The organism is Catenulispora yoronensis (assembly GCF_039531695.1).
Taxonomy (GTDB): Bacteria; Actinomycetota; Actinomycetes; order Streptomycetales; family Catenulisporaceae; genus Catenulispora; species Catenulispora yoronensis.
Window position 1 is genome coordinate 145,420 of the sequence record NZ_BAAAQN010000004.1, and the last position, 14,235, is coordinate 159,654.

Genomic DNA, 14,235 nt, shown 5'->3' on the forward strand with positions numbered 1-14,235 from the left:
GGGCCCGGTGCCGTCTGGCACCGGGCCCTTGTGGTCACCCCAACCAGGAGCGTCATGCGAAGAAGCTGGAAGAACGGCCTGTCCGCGGTGCTCGGCGCCGCCCTGGCCGCGCTGGGACTCGGGACGGTCAGCGCCACGCTGGCGGGTCCCGCGGCAGCGACCGCGACGGCGGCCGCGTCGTCCGGGTACACGTGGAGGAACGCCGCGATCGTCGGCGGCGGATTCGTGCCGGACATCGTGTTCAACGAGGGCGCGCAGAACGTGATCTACGCGCGCACCGACATCGGCGGCATGTACCGGTGGAACCAGGGCTCGGGCAGCTGGACGCCGCTGACCGACTGGGTCGGCTGGACCAACTGGAACCAGCAGGGCATCGTCTCGATCGCCGCCGACCCGGTGCAGACCAACCGCGTCTACGCCGCCGTCGGGATGTACACGAACAGCTGGGACCCGAACAACGGCGCCATCCTGCGCTCCACCGACCAGGGCGCCACCTGGACCGCCACCGCCCTGCCGTTCAAGCTCGGCGGCAACATGCCCGGCCGGGGCATGGGGGAGCGGCTGATGGTCGACCCCAACGACGACGCGGTCCTCTACATGGGCATGCCCAGCGGCCACGGCCTGTGGCGGAGCACGGACTACGGGGTCACCTGGGCCCAGGTCACCGCGTTCCCCAACGTGGGCAACTACGTGCAGGACTCCACCGACACCACCGGTTACCTCGCCGACAACCAGGGCGTGACCTGGGTGGCGTTCGACAAGGCGGCCGGCACCGCGAACACGCCGACCAAGACCATCTTCGTCGGCGTCGCGGACCTCCAGAACACCGTCTACGCATCGACCGACGCCGGCGCGACCTGGACCCGGGTCGCCAACCAGCCCACCGGGTTCCTGGCCCACAAGGGCCTGGTGGATCCCACCGGCGCCAACCTCTACATCACCACCAGCAACAAGGGCGGTCCGTACGACGGCGGGTCCGGCGACGTGTGGAAGTACACGATCGCCTCGAACACCTGGACCCAGATCAGCCCGGTGAAGTCGAGCGACACCTCGAACGACTACTACGGCTACGCCGGGCTCGCCATCGACCATCAGCACCCGAACACGATCATGGTGACGGGTTACAGTTCCTGGTGGCCGGACACCTATATCTATCGCTCAACCGACGGCGGCGGCACCTGGACCAACGCGTGGGCCTACAACGGCTATCCGACCCGCGTGGACAAATACACGCTCGACGTCACCGCCTCGCCCTGGCTGTCCTGGGGCAACAACCCGTCGCCGCCGGAGGAGACGCCCAAGCTGGGGTGGATGTCCGAGGGGCTGGCGATCGACCCGTTCAACAGCGACCGGATGATGTACGGCACCGGCGCGACGCTCTACGGGACGACGAACCTGACCGCCTGGGACAGCGGCAGCGCGAAGGTCAAGATCTCGGTCATGGCCCAGGGCATCGAGGAGACGGCCGTCACCGATCTGGTGTCGCCGCCGTCCGGCGCGCCGCTGCTCTCGGCGCTCGGGGACGTCGACGGCTTCCGGCACACGGACCTGACGAAGGTGCCGCCGCTCATGTACCAGAGCCCGAACTGGGGCACCTCCACCAGCCTGGACTACGCCGAGTCGAACCCGAACGACGTGGTCCGCGTCGGCGACGGCAGCTCCACGGTCAACTCCGCGGCCTTCTCCTCCGACAACGGCGCCGACTGGTGGACGGCGTCGGCCCAGCCCTCCGGCGTCACGGCCGGGGGCACGGTCGCGATGGCCGCCGACGGCAGCGCCAGCGTCTGGTCGCCGACCGGGGCGGCGGTCAGCTCCACCACCACCTCCGGCAGCTCCTGGACCGCTTCGACGGGCATTCCCGCCGGTGCGCAGGTCCGCAGCGACCGGGTGAACCCGAAGAAGTTCTACGGGTACTCCTACGCGACTGGCACCTTCTACATCAGCACCGACGGCGGCAAGACCTTCGCCGCCACGGCCGCGACCGGTTTGCCCAGCGGTTCCAGCGGCAGCGCGTCCTTCCACGCCGTACCCGGCACCGAGGGCGATCTGTGGCTGGCCGGCGGCTCGACCTCGGGCGCGTACGGGCTCTGGCATTCCACGAACTCCGGCGCCACATGGACGAAGCTGACGAACGTTGCACAGGCCGACAACATCGGGTTCGGGGCCTCGGCGCCGGGCCGCACGAACAAGGCGCTCTACACGATCGCCCAGATCAGCGGCACGCGCGGCATCTTCCGGTCGGACGATTACGGCGCGTCCTGGGTGCGGATCAATGACGACCAGCACCAGTGGGGCAACATCGGCGCCGCGATCACCGGAGACCCGCGGATCTACGGACGGGTATATGTGGGGACGAACGGTAGGGGGATTGTGTATGGGGACCTGACCGGGGGCTCGACTTCCAGCACTTCCAGCACTTCGAGCAGCTCCTCCAGTAGTCCCTCCAGCAGCAGCTCCTCCAGCAGCCCTCCGAGTTCCTCACCTTCGACGACGCCGTCCTCGGGTGCGGGCTGCCATGTCGTCTATGCCAAGGCGAGTGAGTGGGGCGGCGGCTTCACTGCGAATGTCACCCTGACCAACACCAGTTCGGCCGCCTGGAGCAGCTGGACGACGTCGTGGAAGTTCCCCGGCGACCAGAAGATCACCAGCGCCTGGAACGCTACCGCGACGCAGACCGGCAACGTCGCCACGGCCGTGAACATGGGTTACAACGGCACCGTGGCTACCGGGGCATCCACCTCGTTCGGGTTCCAAGGGACCTGGACCTCGAACGACACTGATCCGCCTTCGAGCGCCTTCTCAGTGAACGGAGTCGCTTGCACCTGAGCGGCAGGGGCGGGGATGCAAGCCGTCCCCGCCCCGTGGCCAGACCGCTCCGATATGCCGTGAATATCCGATACCTCGCACTAAGATCAGCACCCAGCAGGCCACCCATCCCAAGGAGGCGCCGGGTGCTCGCGCTCGCGGTGATCGTCGTCATCGGCGCCTCGGTGCTGGTGAGCGGGGTGGTGGGACGCCGCTTCGGCATCGCGCCGCCGGTGCTGATGCTGGCCGCCGGGGTGCTGTGGGGTTTCGTGCCGAAGTTGCGGGCCGTGGAGCTGCCGCCGGACACGGTGCTGCTGGTCTTCCTTCCCGCGCTCCTGTACTGGGAGGCCCTCAACAGCTCGTTGCGCGCGATCCGTCGCAGCCTGCGCGGGCTGGTGCTGATGAGCACCTTGTTGGTGATCCTGTCCGCGGGTGCGGTCGCCGTGGTCGCGCACGCGTTCGGCGTGCCGTGGGGGCCCGCGTGGATCCTGGGCGGGGCGCTGGCACCGACCGACGCGACGGCGGTCGCCGCGCTCGGGCGGGTGCTGCCGCGCCAGGCCTTGGACCTGGCACAGGCCGAGAGCTCGGTCAACGACGGCACGGCGTTGGTGGTCTACGGGGTCGCGGTCTCGGTGACCATCGGCGCCGAGCACTTCAGCAGCGTGCACGTCGGCCTGCTGTTCGTGCGCTCCTACGTCGGCGGTGTCGCGGCCGGGGTGGTGGTCGCGCTGGCCGGCGCGCAGGTGCGCAAGGCGGTCGCGGATCCGATGTTGCAGAACGTCGCCATTCTGCTGATCCCCTTTACCGCGTTCCTGCTCGCCGAGGCGCTCGACGCCTCGGGAGTGCTGGCGGCGGTGACCTGCGGCCTGATCATGAGCCAGCTCGGCCCGCGCGTGGGGACGGCGGCGGTCCGCCTGATCTCGCAGGGATTCTGGTCGCTGGGCACGTATGTCCTCAACGGGGCGCTGTTCGTCCTCGTCGGCCTTCAGTCGCAGGCCGCGGTGCGCGGGCTGACCAGCTTCGACCTCGCGCGGGCGCTGGCGATGGTCGCGGTGGTCAGCGTCGTGCTGATCGCGGCCCGCTTCGTCTTCCAGTTCGTGACCATCTACGCCATCCGCGCGCTCGACCGTCGCCCCAGCCAGCGCGGACGCCGCGTCAGCCATCGCTTCCGGGTGGTGACCGGGCTGTCTGGGTTCCGGGGCGCGGTGTCCTTGGCCGCCGCGCTGGCCGTGCCGGTGACCGTCCACGGCGGCGCCCCGCTGCCGGACCGCGATGTGATCATCTTCGTGACAGCGGGCGTGATCGCGGCCCTGATGCTCCAGGCGTTCGCGCTGCCGCCGGTCGTGCGGTGGGCCGACCTGCCGGAGGACACCGTCATCCAGGACGAACGGCGCATGGCCAACCAGACCGCCACCGCGGAGGCCATCACGGCGCTCCCGGAGATCGCCGACGCGCTGGGCACCCCGCCGGAAGTGGTCGCCATGGTCGCGCGCGAGTTCGAGAAGCACGCCCGGATGCAGCAGTTCAGCGGCGGCGGCCTCGGGGGCTCCGATGACGACGACGCCGACGAGGACCGCGAGGCCGACGCCGACGCCGCCGAGCGGCTGCGGCAGATCGACAGTCAGTACCGCGAGATCCGCCTGGCGCTGCTGGACAACAAGCGCGCCACCGTCATCCGCTTGCGGCATGAAGGGCGGATCGACGACGCGGTGCTGCGGCAGATCCAGGCCCGGTTGGACATCGAGCAGGTCCGGCTGTCACGGGACGAGCTGGTGTGACCCGGCCGCACCGGCTGTGCCACCCGCACCGCTCGCACCATCCGGCTCCGGGCGGCCGAACGCACCCGGTCCGGCATGGAAAAGCCCGATGAGCAGCACCCCGACGCTTACGCCCGCCGCCGCCGGCACCGGGTGCCGGTCCAGGTGCGCCGCGATCAGCAGCCAGCCGCCCAGGACGAGGCCGAACCACCCCGCGACGAGATTGGGGACCGGGCCGTTCCCCAGGGCACAGGGGTAGCGCCGCTTGGTGATGCCGCGCACGAAGTGAGGAAGGGCATTGCCGGCTATGACACCGCCGAGGAAGCCGAGGGTGATGGTCTGGAACATGGTGCGAATCCTTATAACGAGGTGATGAGGCCGCTGTCAGGCTGCTGCCGCGCTGCTGTCAGGCATGCAGCGCCGGGAGCAGCACGGTGTCGGCGAAGCGTTCGATGAACGCGTCGTCCAAGGGCTCGTCGGTGACGAGCAGCCGGTTGACCAGCACGGCGGAGCAGACCTCGGTGAGCAGCGCGTGGTCCGTGTGCTCGGGGATCTCGCCCCGGGCGGCGGCGCGCGCCAGCACGGCCGTGAAGACCTCGCGTTTGTGGTCCAGGACGTTCTGCCGCACTGTTCGCGCCAGTTCCGCGTCGTCCCGCATGGCGAGCAGGAGGCCCAGGATCAGCGCGGCGTCCTGGCCGGCGAGGCCGGCGCGCAGGGATCGCAGGACTTCGAGCAGGTCCTCGCGGAGGTTGCCGGTCTCCGGCGGCGGGGCGGCGGTGGACCGGGCGTAGCGGCGGACGGCCTCGCCGACGAGCTCTGCCTTGCCCGGCCACCGGCGGTAGATCGTGGCCTTGCTGGCTTGCGCCCGGTCGGCGACGGCGTCGATCGACATGCGGTCGTAGCCGACCTCGGCGAGCAGGGCCATGGTCGCCAGCAGGATGGCCTCTTCGCGCTTCTGGGCGCGGGTGCGGGGTTCGGGTCCGTCAGACATCGAGCACCCCCGAAAATCGAAACGGTGTCGTACACATCGAGAGAAGTGTACGACACCGTTTCGATCTTGGGGACGGTCAGCTCCCTGCGTAGTGCTGGAAGTACAGGAAGATCGACTTCCAGCCCGAGCCGACGTTCAGGATGTGCAGCTGTCCGCCGCCGGCCCCCTGGTCCAGCGCCACCAGCCCCTCCACCTCGTCGTTCGGCTGCACGTCCTGCGCGAACTGCCACGCCGTGGCCCCGGTGGCCGGGTCGACGGTCCACACCGACTTGTTCCCCGACAGGTCCGCCGACGCCCACAGCTGCCCGCGCCACATCTTCGCGCCCTGGATCCGGCTCAGTGGCTGCGACAGCTTCACCGTCCGCACCACCGGCAGCGCCGCGCCGGCGGGCAGCGTCAGCAGGTCGTGGAGGCTGTAGGCCACCAGGTGGTCGCTGCCGGAGGCGGCGTCCTGGTTCCACGGCGCGGTGTAGACGAGCCCCGCCGCCGCGTCGACCGCGACCCACGGCACGCCGCCGGGCATCAGGTTCAGCGGCAGCTGGACGTAGCGCCCGGTGTAGCTCAGGTCGGAGGCGTTGAACAGGGCCAGCAGCGGATGCTGGTAGTTGCTGCCGTCCTCGATCGGCGCCACGACGTAGCCGCCGTAGCTGTCGTTGTCGCCGATGTGGTTGGAGCCGTACGTCGCGGCCAGGGCGGCCGGGATCGCGCCGAACGTGGTCTTCACGTCGTTCAGCCCGCTGATCGTGACCTTGTCCAGCGAGTTGGTGCCCGAGAAGTAGTAGTACGTGCCGTCGGTGGACACACCCTGCCCGCGCGCCAGCGCGGTCAACGCGGTCCAGGTCTGGTACGACGGCAACCGGGTCCAGCCGGCGGCGTCGGCCGCGTCGGGGGCCGCCATCGGCGCCAGGGCGGCCAGCGCCAGCAGGGCGCCGGCCACGGCCGGCCTCCGCCGCCACGGCGTGCGCAGACGATGGATCATCGGGGTCCTTTCTCCGGTGGGGGAGGGAGTCAGGGGGCTTGGTTCGCTGCTATCCCGCGGGCGGCTCGGTGCACGGGGCGCCGCCGCAGACATCGATCGTCACACCCGTAGTCAGAAACACAGCCTTCTGCGTGCGGACCACAGGTGAATTGCGCGGGTCGGAATGTGGATCGTGTCCGTATTGCGGACCCAGCGGTGCGGTGTTCGTCAGCGGCGCGGGCGGGGTGCCGCTGTCCCAGACGACCATCGTCGCTCCCTGATAGGAGCCCGGACGGTGGTCGGGACCTGGCCGGCGATCGAGATCCTGATCCTGATTCTGATTCTGATCCGGACCCGGTCCGGCCGCGTCGCGCAGCGGAGCGATGCCCCAGTACGGCACGACGTCCGGCGAGCGGCCCGCCGCGACGGCTGGCACGTGCAGCCGGGCTCCGATGGTCCGCGCCTCCACGTCGGCGGCGACGTTCGCCACCTGGTGGTCGCCGAACGCGACGTCCATCAGCACCTGGTGGTGGTCGGCCAGGTGCTCGGCATAGCCGTCGGTCTCGGCGTGGTCCCACAGCATCTGCATGACCTGGAACACGATCTGCTGTTCGAGCTTGTCCGGATACCCGGCGTCCAGCGCCGGCTGCAACGCGGTGAAGTCGACCGAGCGGTTCAACAGGACGCTGTAGTTCATCGCCGTGACGCCCAGCACGCCCCGCTTGACGTCCTGCGATTCCGCGACCAGCACCCCGCCGAGGATCCCGCCCTGGCTGTTGCCGTCGTAGACGACCCCGGCGCGCGGATCCAGCAGCGGCCGGCCGTCGGCGGTGCGGAACGCCGGGTCGGAGGCGAACCCGGCCGGGTGGACGAGGTCGCGGCCGAGGAACAGCGCGTCCAGGACGCCCTGCTGCACGCGTTCGGTCGTCGCCGAGAACGTGCTGAGGCTCTCCAGCGCGGTCACGACGGTGTTCTGGTCCTCGGCGGCCATGCCGATCCAGTCGGTCGCGCAGAACGTGAAGTCGTGCTCCCCGGCCATCGCGCGCACATTGCCGGAGCCGACCTCGTTGCGGCTGCCGAGCAGCCCGTGGCCGTAGAGTGAGGCCTGCGACGGCGTTGTGAACGCCGCGCGGGGAATCTCGCAGCGGAACCGCGCGGTCTGGACGTTGCCGGGCAGCTGTGCGGGACGGCCGTCGGGCGCGCGGTGGAACACCGAGCCGGTGGGACCGCCGGGCTGGGACAAATAGCTGGGGACCTCGACGACGCCGTCGACCACGCGCGCGATGTTCGGGTCCTGCGCCGGGGTCTGGTCGGTGACGGCCGTGACCGTGAAGGCCGGCGCGGCGCCGTGGAGCTGGGCGAACGCGCTGTCGCGGATGGCGGTCAGATCACCGGTCAGGCTGGTGGTGCTGGCGACGGTGAAGCTCCAGGCGAGGTAGAGCCCCGAGGCGCGCGACGTGCGGACGCCGTCGCGGGCCAGGGCTCGCAGTACCGGCTTGATCTCCTGCTGCCGCTGCCACAGCGGGTCGTTGTGCGGGAGCTCGCGGCCGAGGATCCGGGCGAACGGCGCGGGTGCGGCGATCGCGGCTCCGGCGGTGTCGCGCAGGTTCCTAACACCGACCACGTAGTGGTGGCCCGGGGTGAAGTCGCGTGCCGGGTGGACGAGCAACGCCCGATGCTGGGGGTCGTTCGCGTCGAGCTCGGCCCAGTAGGGCCAGCGCTGACCGGTGTCGGCGTCCAGGACCACGACCGGCGCGTCGCGGGCCAGCGAGCGGCCGATGTCGGTGACCGGGGCCAGGCCGCTGGCCGCCGGGTCCAGGCCGGGGACCGTCAGCACCAGGGCCGAGCCGGGGGAGAAGCCGTCGAGGCGGTTCCAGGCGGTCGGGTCGGTCGCGCCGGCCACCGCCGAGACCGGCAGGTCGGCGGGGGAGAAGTCGACGCGGCGGCCGGTCGGCGCGGTGCGGTCGGGGCGGGTGTACCAGTCGTCGGGGAAGGGGAGCAGGCAGGCGGTCCCGGCGAGGGGGTCGCAGCCGGTGTGGGCCGGGGTCGGGGCCAGGGTCAGGGCCGGGGCCAGGGCCGGGTTCAGCGCCGGGGCCGGGGCCGGGGCGGGGGCGGCGCCGGCGGCGTCCGCGGTGGGGACGGCGACGACGCCGAACGCGAGCCCGGCGGCGAGCACGAAGCCCGCCGCCGAGCGGATCACAGGCCGGAAAGCCATCGGTCGCGAGGCGTCAGCCGCCGGTGACCACGGCGCCGACGATCCGCGCGTACGCCGCCTCGCCGGCCTGGTTCGGGTGCAGCGGCGCGGCCGTGGTCAGCGGCACGTAGCCCTCGACCCACCGGTTCGACTCGGACTGGCACGAGTCGTGGCCGGCGCTGGGGGTGCGCACGTCGACATACGTCGCGCCGTGGCCGGCGGCCGTGCCGGCGATCGTCGAGTTCAGATAGTCGACCTCGCTCTGCAGCCAGGTGGCGTCCGAGCCGAGCACCGGCTGCGTGGGCCAGCAGCCGCCGTTCTTGATGTAGAGGCCGTAGCCGGTGACCAGCACGCGGGCCTGCGGCGAGCGCTGGTGGATGCCGTCCAGCACGGCGGCCAGCTTCGGCGCGAAGGCGTTGGTGCGCGCCGCGACCGAGTCGACGCCGTTGACGACGTACTTGCCCTTGCACGGCGCCGCGAACGGGTTCAGCTGCATGCAGTCCTGGCCGACGCCGACCAGCCCGACGTCGTTGCCGCCGATGGTCAGCGTCACCAGCGTCGTGTCCGCGCTGAGCGCGTCGAACTGCGGCGGCGCGGTCCCGGCCGCGACCCCGCCGATCGACAGCGACTGCGGGTTCGTCATGTGGGTGGTGCTGGCGCCGCTGCACGTGACGTCGCGCAGCGTGGGAATGCCGAGAGTGGCGGCCAGGTCGTGGGCGTAGTTGTGCGTGGACCGGGCGCAGGCCAGCTGGCCGGTCGGATCCGGGATCAGCGGACCCGAGGCCATCGAGTCGCCGAGCGCGACGTAGACCTGCGGCGTCGCCGAGGCCGCGGCGGCGCCGGCGGACAGAGCGGTGGTCGCGGAGACGGCGCCGAGCAGGGCGCACAACCCGGCTGCGGTCTTGACGGTGCGTGAGGCTTTCAAGTCCGGACTCCTCATGGTGACGCGCGGTGGCTGTGGACGCTGCCGCCTGTCATCATGCAGACTCGACGCACACTGATTAACTGGACCGTGACCCAGACTTCGGCGAGGGAATCTGTGACGCGTCACAACACCGCGGCCGACAGCGAGGTCGCCGCGGGGGTCGGCCCGATGCCCGACCCGGTGTGCGACTCGGTGCCCGACTCGGTGCCCGACCACACCATCCCCCTGCACCTCGCGGGCCGCCCGGTCGCCGCCGACCTGCGCGCCCTGGCCCCGGACCTCTCCCGCCGGGTCCTGGCCCGCCTGCTGGAGGAGCTGCCGGTCTACGCGGCCCTCCCCGGCGAGGAGATGACCGGCGACATCGCCGCGATCGTGCAGCACTCGGTCCGGATGTTCGCCGACACCGTCGAAGCCCGCCGCATCCCCGCCGACGCCGACCTCGCCGAACAACGCCAGTCGGCCCAGCAACGCGCCGAGGAGGGCGTGCCCCTGGACGCGATCCTCGCCGCCTACCAGCTCGGCATCGCGATGGTCTGGTCCCAGGTGTCCACCGGCGTCGGACCCGCCGACCACGCCGCCCTGCGCGAAGTCCTCGACCTCCTGCTCGGCCTGCAACGCCGGATCCTGTGCGCGGTGACCGAGAGCTACCTGGCCGCACGCCGGGTCATCGACAGCGAGGAGCACAACGGACGCCACGCGCTGATGGCCGCCCTGCTCTCCGGCACCGAGCCGGACGGAACGGTGGCGGTGGCACCGCGATACGCGGTGTTAACGCTGGCGTTGGAGGGAGTCGGCGAGGAGGATCCGGCAGGCGCCGGCGGCACCGCCAAAACTGTTTCGGCGAGCGGGCTCTCGGCCGGAAGGGCTTCGGCCGGCGGTATCTCGGCGAGCGCCACCTCGGCGAGCAGTGCCTCGGCGAACAATGTCATGGCGAGCGGACTTCCGGTCGGCGCTGTCCCGGCGGGCAGCGGTTCGGCGAGCGGCATCTCGTTCAGCGGCATCTCCTCCAGCGGCGTCGCGGCCCGCCGTGCCGCCCGGCGCGTGCGCGAGGTGCTGGACACCTTCGCCGACCAGCCGTGCCTCACCGCGTTTCACTCCGACCGCGGCACCGCGCTGATCCCGCTCGACGATTGCGCCGACCCCGACCATGCCCGGCTCCAAGTCCTGGTCGCCGATGCCGCCCTGGCCGCCGGTGTGCAGGTCACCGCCGCCGTCGCGGTCGCCGAGTCCGCCGACGTCCCGGCCGCCGCGACGCGCACCGGCGAGATCGTCGACCTGGTCCTCGCTACCGGCCGCCCACCGGGTCTGTACCGTCTGGCTGACGTGCTGCTCGACTACCAGCTCAGCCGCCCCTCGCCCGCGCTGTCGGCGCTCGCCGCCCGGCTGGAGCCGCTGGCGTCGAAGCCGGAGCTGCTCGCGACGCTGGAGACGTACCTCGCCCTCGGCCGCGATCGCCGAGCCACCGCCGCGGCGCTGCACGTCCACCCCAACACCATCGACTACCGCCTGCGTCGCGTCAGCGAGCTGACCGGCCTGTCCGCCCACCGGGCCGAGGACCTGGGCGACCTGCACGCCTCGCTCGTCGCCCGCCAGGTCCTGCCCGACCGGCCGTAGCGCCGGCTCGGAGCCGGCAGCCCCGCCTACCGCGTCACCACCCGCACCACCGCCGCCCCCGGCCGCCCGGCGTCGTCCGGATCCGGCGGGCACTCCCGCAGGAGCGAGCGCGCCGAGATCGTCAGCAGCAGCACCGGCAGCAGCGCCAGGACCCCGACCGCGGCGCGGCTCGCGATCCGGCCCCGGCGCGACAGGGCGCGGTCCAGCCCCAGCAGTCGCTGTACCCGCGTCAGCAGCGGCGAGGACCCGATGCCCAGCGTCGCCTCCGGCGGCTCGGCGTGCCCGGTGCCGATCGCCGCGAGGGCCGCGACCACGGTCCGCGCGCCGGTGCGGGCCACCGCGGCGTCGTCCGCGATCAGCTCGACCAGGCGGCGGGTCTCCGCCTCGGCGTAGGACAGCAGCCGGACCCGCGGCACGGTGCGGCGCACGGCGGTGGCCAGCGCGATGATCAGGTGGTGGCGGCCCGACAGGTGGGCCCGCTCGTGCTGGAGCACCGCCTCCAGCTGCGGGCCGTCCAGCCGGCTCAGCGCGCCGGAGGTGATCACGATGTCGCCGCCGGGCAGGCAGTAGCAGGCCGGGGCCGGGTGGTCCAGGACCAGCACGCCGAGCCGCTCGTCCCGCACCGCGAGCATCCGCAGCATGCGGGCGTGCCCGGCCTGCCGCCGCCGGGCCGTGGCGAACGTCGTCACCAGGCAGTACAGCGTGCGCAGCACCAGCCCGGCGGAGACCGCGAGCGCCAGCCGGCCCAGCAGCGCGCCGGTGGGGGTGTCGGCCAGCGGCAGCTGGTCCACGCAGGCGTCGAGCGCCGGGTCGAGCTCGGACAGGCCGCTGAGCAGCGTGACCGCGACCGCCAGGCCCGAGGTGACGGCCGCGACCAGGAACGAGCAGGTCAGCACCGGCAGCAGCGCCAGCGTCAGCCGCGGCAGCCGGTCGGCCGGCCAATACCGGCGCAGCAGAACCGGCGCGGCCAGCGCGACGAGCGCCGCGTAGCCGCTCAGGATCAGGGCCGCGATCACGGGATCACTGCTGCGCGTCCGGCGTCCGCATCTCCAGCGCGGTCCGCACGGCGCGGGTCTCCTCGGCGGAGAGTTGTTCCAGGAAGTGGACGAACGCCACCGCGTGGTTGTCGCTGGTCGCCCAGGCGTCCCGCATCAGACCGGCGGTGTACGACTCCCGCGAGGCGACAGCCTCGTAGAGGTACGCGCGCCCCTGCGGCTGCCGGGTCAGCCACCCCTTGCGGTGCAGTTTGTCCATGACGGTCAGCACCGTGGTGTACGCCAGAGCCCGGTCGTTGTTCAAGTCCTCCAGGACGTCGCGCACCAAAAGCGGGCAGCCACGCCGCCACATGCGGTCCATGATCGCCGCTTCCAGATCGCCGAACGCCCGGGTTCCCACCTGCGTAAGCGTAGTACGGCGGTCATGCGCGGGGAACGGCCGGAGCCTCAGCGGCGTCCGGCTCCTCGGCGAAGAGTTCCGGCATCGTCCGGCGTATTCGCCGGACCGAGGTGATGGTGTCGGACGCCAGGAACATCGCCACCGGCGGCGCCGCGATCGCGATCGTGCCCAGCGTCGCGGCGACGGCGGTACCGGGGTTCCCCAGCAGGCTCGGCAACAGCGCGGCGTAGCCCAGCACGAGAACGGCTCCCGCTCGGAAATGCAGGAACGGGTGGAACCGCGCAGGCCGGGGGAGCCTGTGGACCTCGCGCTGCGGGTCGTGGACGTGCTCGGTGCCGGGAAACGGCTGCTCGTTGTCGTCGGCGCGGTATCCGTAGGGGTAGATGCCCCACAGGACCCGGTCGTCGTCGGCGATGAACACCAGGGGAGTGCTCCCGCCCGGCCGGAACCTTCTGGTGACAAGCTGGCGCGGTGTCCGGCACAGCCAGCCGGCACACCCCGCGAGCTCTCCGACAACCAAGGTGGGATCGCCGTAGGACCCGGCGATCAGGACGATCTCGCCCTGGTCGGCGGTGGCGAAGACCAGACGCGGAGGGAGCTCCCGGACCTGCTCGCGGTCCGAGTCGTCGTCGTCCGTCAAGGTGTACGTATTGCGCGCCGCACGAACCAGCACGGCGCGCGTCGCGACGACCTTCCCTGCCGCGAAGTCCTCCCGCAGGATCTCTCTGTTGTGGCTGATGTGCAGGAAGGCCGAGGTCATGTACGGCAGCAGCAAGACGAATGCGAAGCCGACCATGAGCCAGTCCAGCACCACGTCGGTGCCGCCGGTGTAGACGGTGAGTCGGGGATCGACCAAGCCGCCGAGGTCGGGCCGACCGGGTGCGTAAAGGACCTCGACCCAGTCGTCGACCCGCAGGCAGAAGCCGGATGTCTTCGCGTCCGGCACCGCGACGGAGACGGCCACGGTCATGGGCCGGTTCACGGGGCCCGCGCCGGCCGGGACGGCGGCGACGAGGTGCTGATAGCAGGTCGTGGACTCAAGCTTGTCATACCCGTCGCTGTCCTTGCCGCCGCCGCTGTGGACCTCGTGGTCCGGGCCGATCACCTGGAGGACCTTCCCCTCCTCGATGACGCTGCCGGCCCTGCTGATCGCGGCGGCGCGCCGGGCCCGATCACCGTGCGGCTGGACGGCCGTTCCGAGCGCGAAGCCCATGGCCGCCGCCACGAGGCAGCACGTGACAATCCCGCGCACCTTCCGCATCGGGGATGCCCACCTCGGTATCCGGGTCGGCAGCGGCGGCCGGGCCCGCAGCACACTGGCGTCCATGGCATGGCTCGCCGCGGGAATCTCGGGTGCCCGCAGCGTGGCCACGACCCACGACAGCGCCGATACCAGCGCGAGCATGGCGGGCACGAGGACGTCCCACCGGGGCGCCGGCGCCCAGAAGCGCACGGCCTTCTCCAGATCGGCGGCCGCGGCGAAGCAGAACGTTGCCGCCCCCGTGACCTGCGTCGCAGTGGTCGAACGCCGACGGCGGAACCATGGCGCCGGTCCTGCGCTTTTCGGACGAATCCCGATTCGCATAACCATATCGT

The 14,235-nt window shown here is 71.6% G+C and carries 11 protein-coding genes; 3 read left to right on the forward strand and 8 right to left on the reverse strand.

Features of this window, described 5'->3' with window-relative positions; all coding sequences use genetic code 11:
• The first annotated feature begins 54 nt into the window (after nucleotides 1-54).
• Entirely contained in the window at nucleotides 55-2,826 is a 2,772-nt protein-coding gene (locus tag ABD481_RS04710) for a cellulose binding domain-containing protein (RefSeq protein ID WP_344664259.1), read from the forward strand.
• Nucleotides 2,827-2,951: 125 nt separating this feature from the next.
• Complete coding sequence (locus ABD481_RS04715; protein WP_344664260.1) at nucleotides 2,952-4,583, forward strand: Na+/H+ antiporter; 1,632 nt, start codon at nucleotides 2,952-2,954, stop codon at nucleotides 4,581-4,583.
• Here ABD481_RS04715 and ABD481_RS04720 read toward each other — a convergent pair.
• From ABD481_RS04720 to ABD481_RS04740, 5 genes are all read right to left on the reverse strand, one after another.
• Nucleotides 4,563-4,910, reverse strand: coding sequence for a hypothetical protein (locus ABD481_RS04720; protein ID WP_344664261.1), 348 nt, complete (start codon nucleotides 4,908-4,910; stop codon nucleotides 4,563-4,565). The genes ABD481_RS04715 and ABD481_RS04720 overlap by 21 nt on opposite strands.
• 58 nt (nucleotides 4,911-4,968) lie before the next feature.
• Entirely contained in the window at nucleotides 4,969-5,553 is a 585-nt protein-coding gene (locus tag ABD481_RS04725; protein ID WP_344664262.1) for a TetR/AcrR family transcriptional regulator, read from the reverse strand.
• Between the two features lie 76 nt (nucleotides 5,554-5,629).
• On the reverse strand, nucleotides 5,630-6,532 hold the full coding sequence (locus ABD481_RS04730) for a hypothetical protein (RefSeq protein ID WP_344664263.1): 903 nt from the start codon (nucleotides 6,530-6,532) through the stop codon (nucleotides 5,630-5,632).
• 49 nt (nucleotides 6,533-6,581) lie between these two features.
• The gene (locus ABD481_RS04735) at nucleotides 6,582-8,726 is read right to left on the reverse strand and encodes a hypothetical protein (protein WP_344664264.1); all 2,145 of its coding nucleotides are present in this window, start codon (nucleotides 8,724-8,726) and stop codon (nucleotides 6,582-6,584) included.
• A 13-nt stretch (nucleotides 8,727-8,739) separates the two neighbouring features.
• Nucleotides 8,740-9,645: an SGNH/GDSL hydrolase family protein gene (locus ABD481_RS04740; RefSeq protein WP_344664265.1), complete on the reverse strand. Its 906-nt coding sequence runs from the start codon at nucleotides 9,643-9,645 to the stop codon at nucleotides 8,740-8,742.
• Between the two features lie 99 nt (nucleotides 9,646-9,744).
• On the opposite strand from ABD481_RS04740, the gene ABD481_RS04745 reads away from it, so the two are divergent.
• Nucleotides 9,745-11,244, forward strand: coding sequence for a PucR family transcriptional regulator (locus tag ABD481_RS04745; RefSeq protein WP_344664266.1), 1,500 nt, complete (start codon nucleotides 9,745-9,747; stop codon nucleotides 11,242-11,244).
• A gap of 26 nt (nucleotides 11,245-11,270) precedes the next feature.
• Here ABD481_RS04745 and ABD481_RS04750 read toward each other — a convergent pair whose 3' ends face one another.
• Genes ABD481_RS04750 through ABD481_RS04760 form a run of 3 tightly spaced genes read right to left on the reverse strand, consistent with a single transcriptional unit; the run spans nucleotide 11,271 to nucleotide 14,224 of the window.
• A complete protein-coding gene (locus ABD481_RS04750; RefSeq protein ID WP_344664267.1) occupies nucleotides 11,271-12,260 on the reverse strand; it encodes a M56 family metallopeptidase in 990 nt (329 codons plus the stop codon).
• Between the two features lie 4 nt (nucleotides 12,261-12,264).
• Nucleotides 12,265-12,639, reverse strand: coding sequence for a BlaI/MecI/CopY family transcriptional regulator (locus ABD481_RS04755; protein WP_344664268.1), 375 nt, complete (start codon nucleotides 12,637-12,639; stop codon nucleotides 12,265-12,267).
• Nucleotides 12,640-12,661: 22 nt separating this feature from the next.
• Entirely contained in the window at nucleotides 12,662-14,224 is a 1,563-nt protein-coding gene (locus tag ABD481_RS04760; RefSeq protein ID WP_344664269.1) for a hypothetical protein, read from the reverse strand.
• Between the last annotated feature and the right edge of the window lie 11 nt (nucleotides 14,225-14,235).